This is a genomic window from Mesorhizobium sp. M0106 (assembly GCF_040322715.1).
In the GTDB taxonomy this organism is placed as follows: Bacteria; Pseudomonadota; Alphaproteobacteria; order Rhizobiales; family Rhizobiaceae; genus Mesorhizobium.
In genome coordinates this window covers 22,148-41,985 of record NZ_JAMYUA010000049.1, presented here as the reverse complement: position 1 = coordinate 41,985, position 19,838 = coordinate 22,148, and the positions used below count along the sequence as shown (strand labels likewise).

The 19,838-nt window shown below is 63.6% G+C and carries 14 protein-coding genes and 1 pseudogene; 3 read left to right on the top strand and 12 right to left on the bottom strand.

Annotated features, from left to right (window positions below; genetic code table 11):
- Positions 1–119: 119 nt before the first annotated feature.
- Positions 120–1,328 (bottom strand): annotated as a pseudogene (locus NKJ55_RS30350) (MFS transporter); the annotation flags it as partial.
- 168 nt (positions 1,329–1,496) lie between these two features.
- On the opposite strand from NKJ55_RS30350, the gene NKJ55_RS30345 reads away from it, so the two are divergent.
- Complete coding sequence (locus NKJ55_RS30345) at positions 1,497–2,129, top strand: TMEM175 family protein (protein WP_352453088.1); 633 nt, start codon at positions 1,497–1,499, stop codon at positions 2,127–2,129.
- Between the two features lie 165 nt (positions 2,130–2,294).
- Here NKJ55_RS30345 and NKJ55_RS30340 read toward each other — a convergent pair whose 3' ends face one another.
- The 10 genes from NKJ55_RS30340 to NKJ55_RS30295 all read right to left on the bottom strand — a co-directional run bounded on the left by NKJ55_RS30340 (position 2,295) and on the right by NKJ55_RS30295 (position 17,358).
- The gene (locus tag NKJ55_RS30340) at positions 2,295–3,776 is read right to left on the bottom strand and encodes a L,D-transpeptidase family protein (RefSeq protein ID WP_352453087.1); all 1,482 of its coding nucleotides are present in this window, start codon (positions 3,774–3,776) and stop codon (positions 2,295–2,297) included.
- Positions 3,777–4,012: 236 nt separating this feature from the next.
- Positions 4,013–4,378, bottom strand: coding sequence for an MmcQ/YjbR family DNA-binding protein (locus tag NKJ55_RS30335; RefSeq protein WP_352453086.1), 366 nt, complete (start codon positions 4,376–4,378; stop codon positions 4,013–4,015).
- 147 nt (positions 4,379–4,525) lie between these two features.
- Positions 4,526–7,132, bottom strand: coding sequence for an ATP-dependent chaperone ClpB (gene clpB / locus NKJ55_RS30330; RefSeq protein WP_352453085.1), 2,607 nt, complete (start codon positions 7,130–7,132; stop codon positions 4,526–4,528).
- Between the two features lie 234 nt (positions 7,133–7,366).
- The gene (locus NKJ55_RS30325; RefSeq protein WP_352453084.1) at positions 7,367–8,308 is read right to left on the bottom strand and encodes a DUF4167 domain-containing protein; all 942 of its coding nucleotides are present in this window, start codon (positions 8,306–8,308) and stop codon (positions 7,367–7,369) included.
- A 304-nt stretch (positions 8,309–8,612) separates the two neighbouring features.
- Positions 8,613–9,491: a peptide chain release factor N(5)-glutamine methyltransferase gene (gene prmC / locus NKJ55_RS30320; RefSeq protein WP_352453083.1), complete on the bottom strand. Its 879-nt coding sequence runs from the start codon at positions 9,489–9,491 to the stop codon at positions 8,613–8,615.
- Entirely contained in the window at positions 9,484–10,563 is a 1,080-nt protein-coding gene (prfA, locus tag NKJ55_RS30315) for a peptide chain release factor 1 (protein WP_352453082.1), read from the bottom strand. Before prfA ends, prmC begins: the two co-directional genes overlap by 8 nt.
- 8 nt (positions 10,564–10,571) lie before the next feature.
- Entirely contained in the window at positions 10,572–12,842 is a 2,271-nt protein-coding gene (gene ptsP, locus NKJ55_RS30310) for a phosphoenolpyruvate--protein phosphotransferase (protein WP_352453081.1), read from the bottom strand.
- A 175-nt stretch (positions 12,843–13,017) separates the two neighbouring features.
- Positions 13,018–14,271 carry an aspartate kinase gene (locus tag NKJ55_RS30305; RefSeq protein ID WP_254816709.1) on the bottom strand — a complete coding sequence of 418 codons (1,254 nt, stop codon included), beginning with the start codon at positions 14,269–14,271 and terminating at the stop codon, positions 13,018–13,020.
- Between the two features lie 163 nt (positions 14,272–14,434).
- A complete protein-coding gene (locus NKJ55_RS30300) occupies positions 14,435–16,666 on the bottom strand; it encodes a sensor domain-containing diguanylate cyclase (RefSeq protein ID WP_352453080.1) in 2,232 nt (743 codons plus the stop codon).
- Between the two features lie 122 nt (positions 16,667–16,788).
- On the bottom strand, positions 16,789–17,358 hold the full coding sequence (locus NKJ55_RS30295) for a putative glycolipid-binding domain-containing protein (protein WP_352453079.1): 570 nt from the start codon (positions 17,356–17,358) through the stop codon (positions 16,789–16,791).
- Between the two features lie 214 nt (positions 17,359–17,572).
- Between NKJ55_RS30295 and ubiG the strand changes: the two genes are divergently transcribed.
- Positions 17,573–18,322: a bifunctional 2-polyprenyl-6-hydroxyphenol methylase/3-demethylubiquinol 3-O-methyltransferase UbiG gene (ubiG, locus tag NKJ55_RS30290; RefSeq protein WP_352453078.1), complete on the top strand. Its 750-nt coding sequence runs from the start codon at positions 17,573–17,575 to the stop codon at positions 18,320–18,322.
- 19 nt (positions 18,323–18,341) lie between these two features.
- On the opposite strand, the gene NKJ55_RS30285 is transcribed toward ubiG, so the two are convergent.
- Complete coding sequence (locus tag NKJ55_RS30285; protein ID WP_352453077.1) at positions 18,342–19,232, bottom strand: DMT family transporter; 891 nt, start codon at positions 19,230–19,232, stop codon at positions 18,342–18,344.
- Between the two features lie 100 nt (positions 19,233–19,332).
- On the opposite strand from NKJ55_RS30285, the gene NKJ55_RS30280 reads away from it, so the two are divergent.
- Positions 19,333–19,818, top strand: a complete 486-nt coding sequence (locus NKJ55_RS30280; protein ID WP_352453076.1) for a MarR family winged helix-turn-helix transcriptional regulator — start codon at positions 19,333–19,335, stop codon at positions 19,816–19,818.
- Positions 19,819–19,838 lie beyond the last annotated feature (20 nt).

Genomic DNA, 19,838 nt, shown 5'->3' with positions numbered 1-19,838 from the left:
CCCCCGCCCCCCCCCCCCCCCCCCCCCCCCCCCTCACACCCCCCGCCTTGGCGCCCGCGGGTGTTGTGGAGCCCCCCCCCCCCCCCTTACCCTTCCCCCCCCCCCCCCTCCTTCCCGCGCGTCGACAGCGGCGATACCACCAGCGCCATGCCGAGCCCCATCAATGCCATCAGCGGGAATACCCCGATCCAGAAATTGTGGATGCCCCAATAGGCCAGCAAGGCAAGTCCGGCAAAGGCAAGAGCCACAACCAGACTGCCGCTGGAGATCGGAAAGCGAGGCCCGATGCGGTCGGACCACTGGCCGACCGGTCCGGACAACACTGCGATCAATGCCGAAAGCGGCAAGAAGATGAAACCGACCTCGGCCGCGCTCAGCCCCCATCCGGCGATCATGAGCATCGGCAGATAGAACAGATTGGCCGACAGCGCAAAATAAAGGAAGAAGGTCGCCACATTGGCGCCCGCGAACGCGCCGATCCGAAACAACGACAGATCGATCATCGGCTCGCGCCGCCGGCGCTCGAAGACGATGAACACGACGAGCAAAACCGCACCGGCGGCAATACTCGGGCCGGACATCAGCCCCTCCCCGTCGCCACTGATCGAGGTCAGACCGTAAGCGAGAGCTCCGAACGCCAATATGGCGAGTGCAGCGCCGCCGAGATCGAGGCTGCGCTTTTCCACCGGCGCGTCGGCAGGGACCTTGGCCAGCAGAAGATAGACCGAGATAAGGCCGAGCGGCAGATTGATGGCGAAGATCGCCCGCCAGATGCCGTCGCCGAACGCCGACAGCACGAAGCCGCCCAGCACCGGGCCGAGCGCCGTCGTCAGTGCTGATGCTGCGGCCCAGATGCCGATCGCCCGGCCGCGTTCCTTTTTCGGATAGGCTTTGGCGATAATGGCCAGGCTGCCCGGCACCGTGATGGCCGCTCCGACACCCTGGATAGCCCGAAACGCAATAAGCACCGCCGGGTCAGGCGCCAGCGCGCAGGCAAGCGAGGCGGCAATGAACAGGACGATGCCGGCGACGAAGGAGTGGCGCAGGCCGAAGCGATCGCCGGCGGCGCCGCCGACGAGAATGAGGGCTGAGAGTGTCAATGCGTAGGCATTGGAAATCCATTGTGCCTCGGCGAGGCTGGCGCCGAGGTCGACGCGGATCGCCGGCGTCGCAATGGCCAGGACCGACCCGTCGATGAAGCCTAGTGCAGAAGCCAGGATCGCGGCGATCAGCACGAACCGCCGCTGCGCCTGTGGACAGAACGTATCGGCGGGAAGTGAGCCGGTCAGGGGAACGGCGCCGGTACCGACTTTGGTTGGCGTGTGCATGCCGCCTTACCTAGATCGCCGGCGCGCCGGCGACAACCGGCCAGCAGACTGTTCTCGTTGAAACCAGGTCCAACCTGGCCACACAGGCAGGATCACGCCGCTCAGGGTGCAAACGGCAAGTGCCGTGCTAAGCTTCTCGCAGCGCTACAGACAAGGGGGAAATACCGCATGAAACGGCCGCTCGAACCCTCGGCGGAAGGACGCGGGCGCGTTGTCGGCATCACCGACGGCGTGTTCGCCATCGCGCTCACCCTGATCGTTCTCGAGATCAGGGTGCCGGCGCATGAAACGGTGCATTCCGAACGCGAGTTGATCACAGCGATCACAGCACTGGCGCCGCGCTTCCTGACCTATGCGCTCAGCTTCCTGACGCTGACCATCTTCTGGTTCGGCCAGCAGGCGCAACACGGGCTGATTGCAAAATCCGACCGGCGGCTTGCCACGCTGAACCTCTGCTTCCTCGGCTTCATCGCCTTGCTGCCGTTCTCGACCGACCTTCTCGCCGACTTCCTCGAATTCAGGACTGCGGTACTCGTCTACTGGTTCAATCTTTTGATGCTCGGACTGACGCTGCTCGCCAGTTGGCGCTCCGCGGACAAAAACGGATTTCTGGCCGAAGGTGTCGACGCGGAGACCACCCGAACGGTCTATCTGCGCATCGTCAAGGCACAGATCCTGTGGGCCGTCGGCGCTGCTCTCTGCCTGATCAGCCCGTTGCTCAGCGTCGGCTTCATCCTGGTGGTGCAGCTGATCTATGCCGCAGCGCCGCGCGCGCCACTGCTGCGCAAGGTCATCGGGTGAATGGAGCGACGCCTGTCCGCTTTAGGTGTGTTGAGATTCAGGTCAGGCCGAGCCGAAAATGGTGGCTTCCGAGAACCGGAGCGGAGCGTACTTTTGAGTACGTGAGCACCGGAAGCGGAGGAAGCCGCCGTTTGCAGGCCGGCATCACCTGAATATCAACATGCCCTACTCGACGAACTCCACCGTAACGCCGGGCGTCACGATCTTGGCAAGCTCGCGCGCGTCCCAATTGGTCAGCGGCACGCAGCCATGGCTTTCGGTCTTGCCGATCTTGGACGGATCCGGCGTGCCGTGAATGCCGTAGGTCGGCTTGTCCAGCGCAATCCAGACCGAGCCGACCGGGCCGTTCGGCCCCGGCGGGATGGTCAGGATCCTGTCGTTTTCGCCCTGCTTGAAATTGATGTTCGGGTTGTAGGTGTAGTTCGGGTCCAATGCGACACGCGACACCGCATGCGTGCCGGACGGCGACGGCGTGTCGGACGAGCCGATAGTCGCCGGATAGGCTGCGACCAGCTTGCCCGCCGCATCATAGGCGCGGACCTGCTTATTGGACTTATCGGCGATGATGCGCGCCACCGGCGTCGCCACCAGCCTGCCGAAATTGGCGACCTTGATGATGGTGCCCGGACGATTGAAATTGGCGTCCGGATTGAGCTTGTTCAGATAGGTTTCATCCATATGGAAGCGCTCGGCCAACGCTTCGGGTACCGACGTGTAGCCCATCCGATCGAGCTGGGCCTTTTGGCTGTAGTCCTCCGGTATCGAAGCGACATAGGGACCGGCCGCATCCTCGGGCGTGATCGTATAGGAGGCGAAGGCATCGCCGCCGGATTGCGCCAGGGCCGCCTGGATGCCGATTGCGTCGGTCGATTTCAGATTGCTGCCGGTGATCTCATTATAGGCGGCGAGCGCCTTGTCGACATTCGAGCCGAAGCGTCCGTCGATGACGCCGGGCGATGCACCGGCACGGTCGAGCAGCACCTGCAGTGCCGCCACGTCCTCGCGGGCGCCGAGCGCAAGCGACGGGTCGACCGCCGTCTTGCCGCCAGTGCTTGGCGGCGGGGCTGTGTCTGGCGGTAGGGCCGCCTGCTCGTTCGGCACCGTCGGCTCGACCGGCTCGATCGAGGCCTCGTTGAGCGGCTGGCGCTCGATGGTGCGCGGCTTTACCGGCTGCGCTGCCTCCGGATAACCGTTGCCGTAGCCGTCATCCCGTGGCGCTTCGGGGAAGGCTTCCACCGAATTGTCGCCATAGGGGTCGTACTCGTCAGCCGGCGGTATGATGACCCTGCCCTCGTCTTCCATCTGCCTGCGGCGGAACCGCGCCGTGTCCTCAGGGTCGTCGAGATAATAGGGGTCGTCCTCGACCGGTCCGAGGTTGCGCAAGCGCTCGCGGCGCAAGGCGCGGCGGTCGAGCCTGGTCTGCGGCGGCTGGATGGCGATGACCTTGCCGGTCTCCGCATCGACGATGACGCGGTTTCCCCTGGCATCGTAGTAGATATCGAGATTGCCGTTCTGGGCGACAAGAATGCCGCCGCCATTGGCGGCACGAACCACCCGTGGCGCGGTATCCACTATTGGCGAGGCCATCGCATTCGACGCCAGCAGCCCGGCAGCAAGCGCTGAAAGGGTGAAGATGGTGCGCAACATGATGGCCAAATTCTCCGGTCCGTAATTGCCGCCGCCGGCATTGTCTCTTCAAAGCGCCGCGCGTCTTTTTCGACGCGCAAAGGACGCTCTAACGCTTTAAATCTCCGCATCGTGCTTTGCGAAAATCAAAACTCGATTTCGGGCCGATGTGGTAGGCGAACCCCTTCGCCAGCAAATCAGTTGCCAACGAAGGTTCCAATATGAACCGGGCATGAAGATGGCGGATTTCTGACCGATTAACCGGCAGCGAGTCCCAATTCCTTGCGCGCCTGCTTCGTCAGCTTCAGCACGACAAGACGGTGGCTTTCGCGCAAATAATCCTTCAGCGCGCCATCATCCATGCTTTCGCCGGTCTGGCGCTGGATCCATTTCATGCCGCGTGAGGCAAGATACGGCGCGGGCCGAAGGCCCGGCTGCTCCCTCAGCACGTCATAGGCGATGTCGGAGCATTTGAAGGTAACGAACGGCTCCTTGCCCTCACCCCAGCCGCCGATCGCGAAGACCTTGCCGCCGACCTTCCAGACATGCGCGCCGCCCCACTGCACGACATGGGTCGCCGAAGGCAGCGAGGCGCAGAAGCTGTTATAGTCGTCCAGCGTCATCTGCGCCCCGCCAGTGATGTTGGACCATGAACCGAAGGCCGGCGTAACAAAAGGGTATGCCGGTTTTTCGGAAAGGATCATGGTCGAGATTGAAGATAGGAATTCCATCCCGATTCGATCGGGATGGAACAGGCTTTTGGCTTGAGCTCAGGCGGCTGCCTCGGTTGCCACGACCGCGGGCTTCGAGCGGAAGTTCAAGCGGTCGGAGCCGGCGGTGACCTTGACAGTTGAGCCGTCGAGGATCTCGCCGAGCAGGATCTTTTCCGCCAGGGGGTCCTGCAATTCCTTCTGCATCACCCGCTTCAGCGGCCGCGCGCCATAGGCCGGGTCGTAACCCTTGGCCGCCAGCCAGTCGATCGCCTCCTGATCGAGCGAAAGCGATATCTTGCGGTCAACAAGCAGGTTTTCCAGCCGCTTGAGCTGGATTTGGACGATCTGGCCCATATCCTGGCGGCGCAGCCGGTGGAACAGGATCACCTCGTCGATGCGGTTGAGGAATTCCGGCCGGAACGAAGCCCTGACGACATTCATCACCTCGTCGCGCACGACGTCGACATCCTGGTCCTCGCCGAGATTGACCAGATATTCGCCGCCGAGGTTCGATGTCATGATGATCAGCGTGTTGCGGAAATCGACCGTGCGGCCCTGCCCATCGGTCAGCCGGCCGTCGTCCAGCACCTGCAGCAGCACGTTGAAGACATCAGGATGCGCCTTCTCGATCTCGTCGAACAGCACGACCTGATAGGGCCGCCGCCGTATCGCTTCGGTCAGCGCGCCGCCTTCCTCGTAGCCGACATAGCCGGGAGGCGCGCCGATCAGCCGGGCGACCGAATGCTTCTCCATGAACTCCGACATGTCGATGCGCACCATCGCGCTCTCGTCGTCGAACAGGAAGCTGGCCAGCGCCTTCGTCAGTTCGGTCTTGCCGACGCCCGTCGGCCCGAGGAACATGAACGAGCCGAGCGGCCGGTTCGGGTCCTGCAGGCCGGCGCGCGCACGGCGCACCGCTTTTGACACCGCCTGCACCGCCTCGCCCTGGCCGACGACGCGCTTGCCGACCTCGTCTTCCATGCGCAACAGCTTGTCGCGCTCGCCTTCCAGCATCTTGTCGACCGGGATCCCCGTCCAGCGCGACACGATATGGGCGACGTGATCGGGACCGACCACTTCCTCGACCATGCCGGCCTTGCCGTCCCTGGCTTCAGCCTGCTTCAGCTGTTTTTCGAGTTCCGGGATCTTGCCGTAAGCAAGTTCGCCGGCGCGCTGGAATTCGCCCTTGCGCTGGGCAATGGCAAGTTCGTTGCGCGCCTCGTCGAGCTGCTTCTTGAGGTCGGCGGCAAGCCCGAGCTTCTGCTTCTCGGCCTGCCATTTCGAGGTCAGCTCGGTCGATTCCTCCTCGAGGTTCGAGAGTTCCTTCTCAAGCCGGGCGAGCCGGTCCTTCGAGGCATCGTCCTTCTCGACCTTGAGCGCCTCGCGCTCGATCTTGAGCTGCATGATGCGGCGATCGATCTCGTCCAGCGCCTCGGGCTTCGAATCGACCTGCATGCGGAGCCGCGAGGCGGCCTCGTCGACGAGATCGATCGCCTTGTCCGGCAAGAAGCGGTCGGCGATGTAGCGGTTTGACAGTGTAGCGGCCGCGACCAGTGCCGAATCCGAGATGCGCACCTTGTGGTGCTGCTCGTATTTCTCTTTCAGGCCGCGCAGGATCGAGACAGTGTCTTCGACCGTCGGCTCATTGACGAAGACCGGCTGGAAGCGGCGGGCAAGGGCCGCATCCTTCTCGACATGCTTGCGGTATTCGTCGAGCGTGGTTGCGCCGACACAATGCAGTTCGCCGCGGGCGAGCGCCGGCTTCAGCAGGTTCGACGCGTCCATGGCGCCATCCGCCTTGCCGGCACCGACAAGCGTGTGCATCTCGTCGATGAACAGAATGATGCCGCCGGCGGCAGACGTGACTTCGGAAAGCACCGCCTTCAGCCGCTCCTCGAACTCGCCGCGGTACTTGGCGCCGGCGATCAGCGACCCCATGTCGAGCGCCATCAGTTGCTTGTCCTTGAGCGATTCCGGCACATCGCCATTGACGATGCGCAGCGCCAGCCCTTCGGCGATCGCCGTCTTGCCGACGCCGGGTTCGCCGATCAGCACTGGGTTGTTCTTGGTGCGGCGCGACAGCACCTGGATGGTGCGGCGGATTTCGTCGTCGCGGCCGATGACCGGATCGAGCTTGCCCGCGCGGGCGTCCGCCGTCAGGTCGCGCGCGTATTTCTTCAGCGCGTCGTAGCCCTGCTCGGCGCTCGCCGAATCGGCGGTGCGACCTTTGCGTACGTCGTTGATGACCTGGTTCAGCGCCTGCGGCGTGACACCGGCCTTGGACAGGATGTCGGCGGTCTTGGCCGATTTTTCCATGGCCAGCGCCTGCAAAAGCCGTTCGACGGTGACGAAGCTGTCACCGGCCTTCTTGGCCAGTTCCTCGGCGGTCGAGAACACCTTTGCCAGCGGCTGCGCCAAATAGAGCTGGCCATTGCCGCCCTCGACCTTGGGCATTGCTTCCAGTGCCGTTTCGACGCCGAGCTTGACGTCACGGACATTGCCGCCGGCGCGCTCGATCAGCGACGCAGCCAGGCCCTCGTCGTCATCGACAAGGACCTTGAGAATATGCTCGGGGGTGAATTGCTGGTGGCTGCGGGAAAGCGCCATGGTTTGCGCGGACTGGATAAAGCCGCGCACGCGCTCGGAATATTTTTCAAGATTCATGCCTGTCTCCTTCCGTCACCGGCCCGCTTCGCGGCACCGGATCAGATTGCGGTGACGGACCCGCCCGTTCGAGCCGGATCCTGTTCACGCAAGATATGGGACGCAAACCATGGCCCCTCAAGACTCGACACTGGCGAACGCATAATATTCCGAGCGCGCAAACAAAAACGGCGGAGATTTCTCTCCGCCGCCTAGGGTAAACGATGCGCTAAGATCGCCTGAACGTTTCTTCGATCAATTCTCGACGTCGGCAATAATAGGTTGACCGCCTGCGTCTTCAGCCGGCGCTGCATCGACCTTGCCAGTCTCGGCACTGTCAGGGACGGCATTGTCGTTGCCGCCATTTGCCTGTTCGACATCGAGCCGCGGACGGCGCGGACGCCTGGGGCGGCGTGCCGGGCTGTTTTCGGCCGCGGCTTCGTTGAGCTCGGCCTGGGCGGCGAGACCCGCTGGCGAAAGGTTTTCGAATTGCGGTGCGGGCTCGCTCACAAAGACCGGCTCAGCGGCCGGCACGGGCTCCGCCTGCGCCGGCGTCTCGTCGCGCCGTGGCTGTTCGACGCGTTGGCCACCCTGCTGCTCGCCGCGCGCGCCATACTCGCCGCGCTGGCCGTTCTGGCCGTAACCGCCATTGGGGCGACGGTCGCGGTGGCGTCCGCCATTGTTGTCGCGGCCGTCACGGTTGTCGCGGCCGCCCCGATTGTCGCGGCTGTTTTCCTGGTTCAGCGCCAGCTCGGCCGGCGTGCCATCGATGACCGGCTGCGGGCCGGCCCCGTGATTGGCCGAAGCCGATGCCTCGTTGGCATTGTTGTTGCCGGCATTGTCGAACTCGTCGCGATCCTCGTCGCCGTCATCGTCGAAATCGTCGCGATTCTGCTGGGCGTTCTGGATCGGCATCTGCGCCTGAGCGGCTGCGATGATGCGGTTATAGTGCTCTGCATGCTGGAGATAGTTTTCCGCCATCACCCGGTCGCCGGAGCTTTGCGCGTCACGGGCAAGGGTTGCGTACTTCTCGGCAATCTGCTGAGCCGATCCGCGGATCTTCACGTCCGGGCCGTTGCTCTCATAGTTACGCGTCAGGGGATTTGGCCCCTTACGATTGTTGTTGTTATTGTTGTTGCCGCCGCCGCCACTGTTGTTGCGACCGCGCATGCGCCTGTTTTGCTGTTGTGGCCTCATTAGACTCTCTTCACTTTGAAATTTTCGAAAAACTCTTCACGAACGGAGGCGCTCATGCGGCCAGCCGTTTCGTTCCTTCACCGGCGTTCGCCCGCATCAATTGCGTTGGCGCCACGTGCCATCCTGTTCCGGTTACTTCACTTGCCGGACGATTCCCGCACGAAGCTTGGGCGTCGTTTGCGCAAGAAGGCAGCTATTTCCAAGGAAAACCGAATCGCTAAGAGCACTGCCTGCTTCGTCTCATCCGGTTAACGCGACCCTAGCCGCATTCCCCGGTATTGCCAAGCGCTTTTTTCGCACTGCATCACGGCTTCCACCGTTCGAACACAAGAACTCTGTCGTTTCCGCCGAGATCACGAAACACCCCGACCGAACGGTACCCGGCCGCGGAGAATATCTCCGTAACCTGTTGGTGCTGCGTATGGCCGATCTCGACCGCAATTCTGCCTTGGAGTTCCAAATACGCTGCCGCTCCCGCGGCGATCTTCCTGTAGGGGCTCAGACCGTCCACGCCGCCATCGAGGGCCTGGCGTGGATCGAAACCGCGGACCTCGTCCTGCAGATTTCCAATGTCGTCTGAGGGTATATAGGGAGGGTTTGCGACAATTACATGGTACCGGCCAGAAACTTTTTCAAACCAGTCGGATTTGAGTGGCGTGAACCGGCCGGCGAGCCCCAATTCCCCGGCATTACGCATGGCTGTGGCCAGCGCCTCCTGCGAAATGTCAACGCCGGTGGCGGTCGCGGCCGGAACGGCGCTGAGCAGCGCCAGCGCGATGGCACCGGTACCGGTCCCTAGATCGAGGATGCGGCAGTCGCCCTCGCTTGCCGCCATTGCCTTGACGAAGGGCAGTATAGCCTCGACCAGCGTTTCGGTATCCGGCCGCGGCTCCAGCGTTTGCGGCGAAAGCGACAGGCGCAAGCCGTAGAATTCGCGATAACCGAGGATGCGGTACACCGGTTCGCCGGCGATGCGCCGCCGCAAGGCGGCTTCGATTACCGCCGTCACGTCCGCATCGACAGCGCGCCCGGGATCGGCGATGGCCTGCGTGCGACTGGTGCCGGAAAAATGCTCGACGATCAGCCTGGCATCGAGCGCCGGATCCGCGATCCCGGCTGCGGTGAGCCGGTTTCGCGCCTCCCGCAGCAGCGGCGCCAGCGTGGCGGGCAGGCTGTCAGCCATCGATGCCGATATCGGCGAGCAGCTTCGACTGGTGATCGGCGATCAGCGCGTCGATGATCTCGTCGAGTTCGCCCATCATCACCCGGTCGAGCTTATAGAGCGTCAGGTTGATACGATGATCGGTGACGCGACCCTGCGGAAAATTATAGGTGCGGATGCGTTCCGAGCGGTCGCCCGAGCCGACCTGCGACTTGCGCGATTCGGAACGTTCCTCGTCCGCCTTGCTGCGCTCGAGGTCGTAGAGCCTGGCGCGCAGGATCTGCATGGCCTTCGCCCGGTTCTGGTGCTGCGACTTTTCCGCCTGCACCACCATAATGCCGGTCGGCAGATGGGTGATGCGCACGGCCGAATCGGTGGTGTTGACGTGCTGGCCGCCGGAACCCGAGGCGCGCATCGTGTCAATGCGGATGTCATCGGCCCTGATGTCGATGTCGACCTCTTCGGCTTCCGGCAGCACCGCGACCGTCGCCGCCGAGGTATGAATGCGTCCGCCCGCTTCGGTCGTCGGCACGCGCTGCACCCGGTGCACGCCGGATTCGAACTTCAGATGGGCAAAGACGCCCTTGCCCGAAACGGTGGCGATGATTTCCTTGTAGCCGCCGACCTCACCCTCGCTGGCCGACACCGTCTCGAAACGCCAGCCATGCGCCGCGGCATAGCGCTCGTACATGCGAAACAGGTCGCCGGCGAAAAGGGCCGCCTCGTCGCCGCCGGTGCCGGCGCGGATCTCGAGGATGGCGTTCTTGTCGTCGGCGGCATCCTTGGGCAACAGCAGGATTTGGATGTCCTTCTGCAGCGCCTCGATGTGATGCTTGACCCCTGGCAGGTCGGCCTCGGCCAAGGCCCGCATCTCGGCGTCGGTGCCCTTGTCGGCGAGCATCGCCTCCAGATCGGCCTGTTCGCGCTCGGCGGCGCGCAGCGCCCTGATCTTTGCCACCATCTCCTGGATATCGGCATATTCGGAGGCCATCCTGACATAGGCGTCCGGCGCTGGCCCGGCCGACATCTGCGCTTCGAGCATGTCGAAACGCTTGACGACTTGATCCATACGGTCGCGGGGCAGGTTGATCATGGCGAAGTCTATAGCGGTATAGAGCGGTCGTCGGCAAAGGCTTGCAGCAGCGCCCGCATCGGCAGGCCATGCGCCGGCGCCATCAGATTGTCGTCGAAGAACGCTTCCAACTCGCTGAGCGGCAGTTCCGTCAGCATCGCCTTGACCGGGCCGATCGATGCCGGCGACATCGAGATCGAGCGGTAGCCAAGGCCGATCAGCGCCATCGCCGAGATCGGCTTGCCGGCAAGTTCGCCGCACAAGGTCACCGGCGTCTGGTTGCGAGCCCCGGCATCGGCAATTTGCTTCAAAACACGCAGGAACGGCGTCGACAGCGGGTCGAAGCGGTCGGACAATTGGGTGTTGCCGCGGTCCACCGCCATGACGAACTGGAACAGGTCGTTCGAGCCGACCGAGACGAAATCGACCGCCTTCATCAACTCGTCGAGCTGGAACAGCAGCGACGGCACCTCCAGCATCGCCCCCACCTTGAGGCTGGTCGGCAAATGATGGGCAAAGCGCGACAAATGCCGGACCTCGCGGTCGATGATCTCGCGCGCCTGCGCGATCTCGCCGAGTTCCGTCACCATTGGCAGCATCAGTTTCAGTTCGCGTCCGCCGCACGCCTTGAGCAGCGCGCGGATCTGGGTGCGCAGCAATCCTGGCCGGTCGAGCGTCAGGCGGATGGCCCGCCAGCCGAGAGCCGGATTTTCCTCCTGGATCGAGCCCTTGAAATAGGGCAGCACCTTGTCGCCGCCAATATCGATGGTGCGGAACGTCACCGGCTTGTCGCGCGCCGCCTCGAGCACGTCACGGTACAAGCGCTCCTGGGCTTCCGCGCGCGGAAAGGTCGAGGCGACCATGAATTGCAGCTCGGTGCGGAACAGGCCGATGCCGGCCGCGCCCGCTTCGGCCAGTTGCGGCAGGTCGACCGCCAGCCCGGCATTCATCAGAAGGTCGACCTGGACACCGTCCTTGGTCACCGACGGCTTCTTGCGCAGCTCGCGGTAGACCTCCTGCCGGCGCGCCCGGAAACGCACTTTCTCGGCATAGGCCGCCTCGAGGTCGGGCTGCGGGCGCAGATGGATCGCGCCTTCCTCGCCGTCGACGATGATGGCATCGCCGTTTTCCGCCATGGAAACGGCGCCCTTCATCTGGCCGGCGACCGGTATGCCCATGGCCCGCGCCACGATGACGACATGGCTGGTCGCGGCGCCGTCCTCCAGCACCAGCCCGCGCAGCTTGTCCCTGGGATAATCGAGCAGCTCCGCAGCACCCATCGAGCGGGCGACGATGATGGCGTCCTTGGGCAGCGAGGCCGCGACGTCCTCCGGTCCGCGCCCCATCAGCTGCCGCAGCAGCCGATTGGCGAGATCGTCGAAATCGCTCATCCGTTCGCGCAGATATGGATCGGTCATGTGCAGCATGCGGGCACGCATGTCGCTCTGCACCTTTTCGACCGCCGCTTCGGCGGTCAGGCCGTTGCGGATCGCCTCCTCGAGCCGGCGCACCCAGCCGCGGTCGTTGGCGAACATGCGATAGGCTTCGAGCACCTGGCGATGCTCGCCCTCGAAGGCGACGTCGCGGCGCTCCAGCATGTCGTCGATGGAGAGCCTGAGCGAGCCGAGCGACGCGTCGAGCCGCCTGACCTCTTCCTCGCTGTCCTCGTTGAAAAGATTGGTGACGACGATGCGCGGCTCGTGCAGCACCACATGGCCGAGACCGACGCCTTCGTTGAAGGATAGGCCGGTAAAGCTTACCGGGCGGCGCAGATCGAGCTCGAGGCCGGGCCTTGTCAGCCGCTCCAGATCACCGGTGGCGATCATCTCGGCGATCACCATCGCCGTTGTTTCCAGCGCCTCGACCTCGTCGTCGCGATAATGGCGCATGGTCTTGTTCTGCACGACCAGGACGCCGAGTGTCCGCCCTGCCCGCAGCACCGGCACGCCGAGGAAGGAATTATAGATTTCTTCCCCTGTCTCCGGCAGGTAGGCGAAGGCAGGATGCTCCTGTGCATTGGAGAGGTTGAGCGGCCGCGCCGAGGCCGCGATCGTGCCGACCAGGCCTTGGCCCAGCCTGAGCTGCGCCAGGTGGACGGCGTTCGGGTTCAGGCCTTCGGTGGCGTAGAGTTCGAGCACCGAATCGGCGCGCAGCACATAGAGCGAGCAGACCTCGGCAACCATGTTGGAGGCGATATCGCGCACGATTCGGTCAAGCCGCTCCTGCGGCTCCAGCGGCTCTTGCATGAGCTCGCGGAGCCGTTTCAGCAAAACGCGCGGGCCACTGGCCGAATCACGCATCGCGGCTTCTTCCTCCAATAGCATTTCAACCGGTGCAGGTTGCCCTGCACAGCGGCACAAACGCAACAACTCAATTAGAGCGCCGTGCGTCCAATTGGACGCATAAAGGCCGCTCCAAGGCTTTCGATCCGGCCTTTCCGAAAATTGCCGCCGATTTTCGGGCCGATGCAGCCTGCTACTGCTTATCCAGACCGTAGACGGAATGCAAAGTGCGAACTGCTAGTTCCGTATAGGGACCATCGATGAGGATCGAAATCTTGATTTCGGACGTTGTGATGGCGCGGATGTTGATCGCGCGGTCGGCCAGCGCCTTGAAGGCGGTGGCGGCGACGCCGGCATGGCTGCGCATGCCGATGCCGATGACCGAGACCTTCGACATGCCGGCTTCCGACTGCACCACATCGTAGCCGATCGTCGCCTTCAGCCGCTCGAGCACGGCAAGCGCCTTGTCGACGTCGCCGGACGGCACGGTGAAGGTCATGTCGGTGAACTTGCCGTCCTCGGAAATGTTCTGGACGATCATGTCGACATTGATGTTGGCCTCGGCCAGCGGCCCGAAAATGCCGGCGGCGACGCCCGGCCGGTCGCCGACACGGCGCAGCGAAATCTGCGCCTCGTCCTTGGCATAGGCAATTCCGGTGACGACCTGCTGTTCCACGATCTCTTCCTCGTCGCAAATAAGCGTTCCCGGCGGATTGAGCAAATCCCCCATTCCGGGTGCATCGGGATCGTCGAAGGACGACCGCACGAAAGTACGCACCCTGTGCACCATGGCAAGCTCGACCGAGCGCACCTGCAGGACCTTGGCGCCGAGCGAGGCCATTTCGAGCATTTCCTCGAACGAAATCTTGGCCAGCCGCCGCGCCTTCGGCTCGATGCGCGGATCGGTCGTGTAGACCCCGTCGACATCGGTGTAGATATCGCAGCGGTCGGCCTTGACCGCTGCCGCGATGGCGACAGCGCTGGTATCGGAACCGCCGCGGCCGAGCGTCGCGATCCGATTGTCCGGCCCGATGCCCTGGAAACCGGCGACCACCGCCACCTGGCCTTCGCCGAAGCGCTTGATCAAGAACGCGCCGTCGATGTCGAGAATGCGCGCCGCGCCATGCGCGTTGTCGGTCTTGATCGGGATCTGCCAGCCTTGCCAGGAGCGGGCATGCACGCCGATATTCTGCAGCGCGATCGCCAGCAAGCCGGCAGTGACCTGCTCGCCGGAGGCGACCACGGCGTCATATTCACGCGCATCGTGCATCGGCGAGGCCTCGCGCGTCCATTGCACGAGCTCGTTGGTCTTGCCGGCCATCGCCGAGACCACGACGGCGACCTCATGGCCGGCGTCGACCTCGCGTTTGACATGACGCGCCACATTGCGGATGCGGGCGATGTCGGCGACGGAGGTTCCGCCGAATTTCATCACGATGCGCGCCATAGAAGCGAAATGCCTTTGACTGGATGCCGGACCGGAGGCCGAAAAGCGGAAAAATGCGCCAAGCTGTGGCCGGGCGCTCAATGCGCGGCCTCCTTAGCCAAATGATCGCGGTTTCGCAAGGCGGTGAGGATTCCGTCGCCTTGCCCCGTCCATCAACCAGATTTCAAGCCACGCTCTTGGTGAGTTTTGGCTTTTGCTGCTCGACACGGGCGAGACCCGCTCCGGCGATGACGCGGTCACGGCCCTCAGCCTTTGCCTGATACAAAGCGCGATCCGCGGCATTGACGATCTCCGCCCATGAGGCTCCGAGCTCCGGGAAGGCGGCGACCCCGAACGACGCGGTGATCGTGCCGAGCGTGCGGCCGCGGTGCGTGACATGCAGCTGCTTGATCGCCTTTCGCAGAGCTTCGGCGCGATCGGCGCCATCGGCCAGTGACGTTCCAGGCATCATCAAGGCAAATTCCTCGCCGCCGTAGCGCGAAACCACGTCGCTTTCCCTGACATGGTCGACCAGCGTGGCGGCCACCTGCTTGAGGACGAGATCCCCCGCTTCGTGGCCGAACGTATCGTTGAACTGCTTGAAATGATCGACGTCGAGCATGATCAACGTCAGCGGCTGCTCGGCACGTTCCAGGCGCCTGAGCTCGCGGCTGCTGGTCTCCTCAAGGTAGCGGCGATTGTAGAGCCCGGTGTTGGGATCCCGGATCGACTGCTGCCGCAACGTCTCGCGCAGCCGCAGATTGGCAAGCGCCAACGCCAGCGTATCGACGACGCCACGCAGTATCTGCTGCCGTTCGGCAAGCCACTCCGGCTTGTCAACGGCATTCGGCTCGCACAGATGCAGGATGCCAAGTGTCTCTCCCTGCGCTGCTAGAGGCATACAGACATAACCGCGGCCGCCATTTTCGGTGATGTGGTTGCAGCGCGGCGTCAGCATGCCTGGACCGGCGACGTGCTCCTGGCCGCGCCGCAGCGCCCAACAATCTTCCGGTCCGAACTGGCCGACGCTCGACCGGATGGTGCCCCAATGCGCCATCTCCTCCACGAGGTTGCGCGACGCACTGGTCAGGTGAACGGTTCCGCTCAATCCGCCGAAGAAATCAGGCATGGCGGAGCCGACGACGGAAAATGCCTCGCGAAAAGTGACGCAGGCCTGAAGCAGTTCGCCGAGCTTGACCAGGCGGGTCGTGGCCGCCGATGTCTCTTTCAGTTCACGATTGAGCCTCGCCAGTTCTTCGGCACGATCGTGCACCGCCCGCTCGGCACTGCGCAGGTCGCTGATGTCGCTGAGCGTCAGCACGATGCCGCCATCGGCGCGGTTGAGCGGATTGCAGCTGACGACCACGGGCAAGGAGGTCCCATCCGGTTTTGCCAGCCTCACCTCATTCTGGTGGCGGCGGCCGGTGGTCATGGCCAGTTCGACCGGAGATGCTCCCGACGCGGGCTTGTCTCCCGACGGCCCCCTAATATCCAGGGCCGACTGCCAGTCCTGCCCCACGACCTTGTCGCTGCGCCGCCCGATGATCTCGGCTGCCGCCGGATTGACGGACACGACCTGACCCTTGCCGTCGATGACGGCGATGCCTTCGGCAACGGTCTGGACGATGTCTTCGATGTAGGCCTTCTGATCGACAAGTTGAGCGCGCGAGGCTTCGATTTCGGAGGCCATAGTGTCGAACCCTTGCGCCAACTGTCCGAACTCGTCATCGGAGGTGCGGCCGATACGGGCCCCGGCGTCGCCGCGCGCCAGCGATTCGATGCCGCGGTTGAGACCAGCAAGGCCTTTACTGAAGCCTCGCAACAACAGGAAGGCGGAGGCCGCCGCGATCAGCACGGCTGCCGCGGTACACAAGCCCACAAGCCACAGCATATCATTCGTGCGCTGCTGTGCGGCACGCAGCAGCGGCGTATACTCGAACAGGACGGCGCCGACGATCTTGCCGGGTGCATCCTCGATCGGCACCGCAACCAGGTCAATCGGATCGGCCACGTCGGCACTGGCCTCGACGAAGTTGCGCGGCACGCCGTCGTCAATCGTCCGGGCGATTTCATTGCCGGGATCGTAGTCGAACGTCGTGCCGATATTTTGCTCTTCTCCCGGAACGTCGGCGAAAATAACCTTGTTTTTGTCTACGATGACGAGATCGCGTTTCGAGCGGCCGTGCTGCAAAGTCACGAATTCGCGGAGCGCATCGGGTCTCTCGAATAATGAACGCGGCGCGTCCGATGCCCTGAAGGCAATAGTTTCGGCCAACTGCCGTGCGACGCTTGTCGCCTCGGCCAGGGCCACGGATTTGGTCAGCGATATCTGCGAGACGATCGCAACGCCGCCGACAAGGCCGATCAAGGCCACGGCGCTGAACAATGTCGCGACTATCTGGGTTCTTATGCGCACCCGGCTGCCCCTACTCGGACAGCAATCTAAATGCCAAACACTGACCCAACGTCAAGAAACCGCCAATATCGTAAATTTGCCGTTAAGCCACACCGGCCAGCTGCACTCCCAACGCGGGCGGTTCAGCCCGTCCGCACGATGGCCTGCCACAGGCGCGGATAGTCGAGGACGAAACCGAGCGGCGAGACCTCCAGTGTCTCGTGGTAGCCGAACATCGGGGCGGCATAGGCGTAATGTGCAGCATCGACGCGCTGATAGGTTTGCTCGAGGCGAACGAGCCTGAGTTCGGGAAATGTCAGATAGGCTGCCGGCGCGGGCGTCGCCATACCGACATCGAGGGCAAAACGGCGAAGCGCCAAAAGGTTTGTGGCGGGCGTGAAGCCGAGATCGACATCGATGAGACCGTCGACTTCCGCTTGATGCTCGCCGTTCAGCGTCCATTGGCGCTCGGTCAGCCGGTCGATCCTGTAATGCAGCTCTTGCGTGCCGAGAAAGCCGTCGGCGCGCGCCGATCGTGTATGCCAATCGGCGTCGCAGTCCGCCTCGTAGGCGATGTTGCACGGCTCGCCGTCCTGGACGAAAAGCGCGTGTCCCCTGAGGTTCCACCCGGAACTCGCTTCCGACAGAAGGCAAGCGTCGTGGCCTTCCTGGTCAAGCCCGCGCCAAAGAATGGAAGCAACCGCTCGCATCATTGCGCACTCCTCCGAACCCGATGTCTCTGCTTCGTCCGCCAAAGCCTAGGCGTTTCCTTCCGGCACACCATCAACTGACACCTGCTGACACAAATGCAGCCGGCAAAAGGCGGCGCCGGAAGGCATCGCGCGCATCGCACCGCCGGCGGTGAATTTCGCGCCTTGACATTCGCAGCCTCGCGCCCGACTTCCTAGCGTCCGAGGAGACCACGCCATGCCTGAGCCCCGACGATCGACGATCGATGCCGGAGAGGTGGAACGATTTTCCGCCCTTGCCGCCGAATGGTGGAACCCGAACGGCAAGTTCCGCCCGTTGCACAAGTTCAACCCGATCCGGCTTGCCTATATCCGCGACCAGGTGGCGGCCCGCTTCGGCCGCGATCCGCGTGCGGCACGGCCGTTCGAAGGCCTGCGCTTCCTTGACATCGGCTGCGGCGGCGGGCTTTTGTGCGAGCCGATGGCGCGGCTTGGCGCCGAAGTGGTCGGCGCCGATGCCTCCGCCACCAACATCGAAGTGGCCAAGCTGCATGCGGCGGAAGTCGGCGTGAGCGTGGATTATCGCGCCACGACCGCGGAAGACCTTGCCGATGCCGGCGAAAAATTCGACGTCATCCTCAACATGGAAGTGGTCGAGCATGTCGCCAATGTCGATCTGTTCCTGGCCAAATGCGGCGAGATGGTCAAGCCCGGCGGCATCATGTTCGTCGCCACCATCAACCGCACGCTGAAGGCCCTGGGCCTGGCCATCATCGGCGCCGAATATGTGCTGCGTTGGCTGCCACGCGGCACCCACCAGTTCGGCAAGCTGGTGCGCCCCGAGGAACTGGAAAAGGCGCTTGCCGGCGCCGGCCTGACCGTCGTCGACCGCACCGGCGTCACCTACAACCCGCTCGCCGACCGCTGGCAGCGCTCGAAGGACATGGACGTCAACTACATGGTGCTGGCGGAGAAGGCATCCGTCTGAAGCTTACGCCTTCTGGCCCCTATGGCCTCTGGCTTTGAGCCTTGGTGGTGATGAACACGCCGGCGGTGATGATGACGGCACCGGCCCAGGTCAGCAGTTGATAGCGCTCGCCGAGGAAGAGGGTCCCGGCAAACAGCCCGACCGCCGCCGCGACGTAGCCGATCTGGCTGAGATAGACCGGGCCGCCGACCGCTTGCAGGCGGAAGAAGAAGGCGAACATCGCCGAGGCTGATGCCACCTGTGCCGCAGCGACCAGCGGCACGCCGCCGAGCGAGCCGAATGCATTGCCGCCAAGCAGGACCAGAATGCCGGCAAACAGCATCAAGGCTGCTGCCAGGTGGCTGCCGACGGCGAGCTCGATCGGGCCGGTGCCTTCGGGCCAGTCGACGGTGCGGTAAATGTTGCCGGCGGCGAGGCTGACCGGGATGAGCAGGCCCATCGCAACCCAGAAAAATTCGGCCGGCTGGCCCGCTTCGCCGCGCGTCACCGCCACCATGACTGCGCCGACGAAACCGACGACTATGCCGACGATGCCCAGCATGGTCGGGCGCCTGACGCCGAGCAGCATCGAGAACACCAGCGTGACGACCGGCGACAGCGTGAACATGATGCCGCTGTAGCCGGCGCCCAGATGCGGAATGGCTGAAAACATCAGCAGATTGGGGATTGCATATGAGACGGCCGCGGTGACGAAGAAATAGCGCAGCCGGTGCGGCGTAAGCCGTATGCGCTTCCCGTTGAGCAGCAATGCGCACAAAAGCACGCCGCCGGCACCAAGCGAGATGACGAAGGCCCAGACCATGGCGGCCACGCCGGCCGCCGTCGCGATCTTGCCGAACGGCAGCGTCAGGCCGAGCAGTCCACCGGTGACAACCAGAAGGCCAAGCGCCGAGTCCCAGAGAAATTTCATCGCACCGTCCGTCGCCCGTTCGCGGCACTTGGCCGATATCGCAAGCTGAGGTAAGATAAGGTAAAGATTCTTCACGTCAAGATACATAACGGTGAGAGACATGGATCGCGCAGCAAAAGCGATCGGGCAATGGAAAAAGGAAAGGCCGGATCTCGATGTCTCGCCGATGGCCGTGCTCGGACGGTTGAACGAGGCCGCCTCGCTGATCGCACGAGAGCGGCTGGCGCCGCTGTTTGCAAGTTACGGGCTGCAATCCGGAGAATTCGATGTGCTGGCGACGCTGCGTCGTTCCGGGCCGCCATACGCGCTGACGCCGACGGCTCTCTACGAGGCGACGATGGTAACGTCGGGCGCGATGACCAACCGCCTCGATCGGCTCGAGAAATCCGGTCTGATCAAGCGCGGGCCGCACCCCGACGATCGCCGCGGCATTGTCGTGCAACTGACTAAAAAGGGTCTGGCGTTGATTGACGAGGCGGTTACCGCTCACGTCGCCAACGAGCACCAGATACTTTCTGGGTTAGCACGCCCGGAGCAGATCATGCTCGCACGCCTGCTCGAAAAACTGATAGCGAGCCTAGGCTAACCCAGGGCGGCCAAGAGGGC

Bases quoted from the DNA above. Each gene is read 5' to 3' on its own strand.
- NKJ55_RS30345 (WP_352453088.1), top strand. From the start codon at position 1,497: ATGAAACGGCCGCTCGAACCCTCGGCGGAAGGACGCGGGCGCGTTGTC.
- NKJ55_RS30340 (WP_352453087.1), bottom strand. From the start codon at position 3,776: ATGTTGCGCACCATCTTCACCCTTTCAGCGCTTGCTGCCGGGCTGCTG.
- NKJ55_RS30335 (WP_352453086.1), bottom strand. From the start codon at position 4,378: ATGACGCTGGACGACTATAACAGCTTCTGCGCCTCGCTGCCTTCGGCG.
- clpB (WP_352453085.1), bottom strand. From the start codon at position 7,132: ATGAATCTTGAAAAATATTCCGAGCGCGTGCGCGGCTTTATCCAGTCC.
- NKJ55_RS30325 (WP_352453084.1), bottom strand. From the start codon at position 8,308: ATGAGGCCACAACAGCAAAACAGGCGCATGCGCGGTCGCAACAACAGT.
- prmC (WP_352453083.1), bottom strand. From the start codon at position 9,491: ATGGCTGACAGCCTGCCCGCCACGCTGGCGCCGCTGCTGCGGGAGGCG.
- prfA (WP_352453082.1), bottom strand. From the start codon at position 10,563: ATGATCAACCTGCCCCGCGACCGTATGGATCAAGTCGTCAAGCGTTTC.
- ptsP (WP_352453081.1), bottom strand. From the start codon at position 12,842: ATGCGTGATTCGGCCAGTGGCCCGCGCGTTTTGCTGAAACGGCTCCGC.
- NKJ55_RS30305 (WP_254816709.1), bottom strand. From the start codon at position 14,271: ATGGCGCGCATCGTGATGAAATTCGGCGGAACCTCCGTCGCCGACATC.
- NKJ55_RS30295 (WP_352453079.1), bottom strand. From the start codon at position 17,358: ATGATGCGAGCGGTTGCTTCCATTCTTTGGCGCGGGCTTGACCAGGAA.
- ubiG (WP_352453078.1), top strand. From the start codon at position 17,573: ATGCCTGAGCCCCGACGATCGACGATCGATGCCGGAGAGGTGGAACGA.
- NKJ55_RS30285 (WP_352453077.1), bottom strand. From the start codon at position 19,232: ATGAAATTTCTCTGGGACTCGGCGCTTGGCCTTCTGGTTGTCACCGGT.
- NKJ55_RS30280 (WP_352453076.1), top strand. From the start codon at position 19,333: ATGGATCGCGCAGCAAAAGCGATCGGGCAATGGAAAAAGGAAAGGCCG.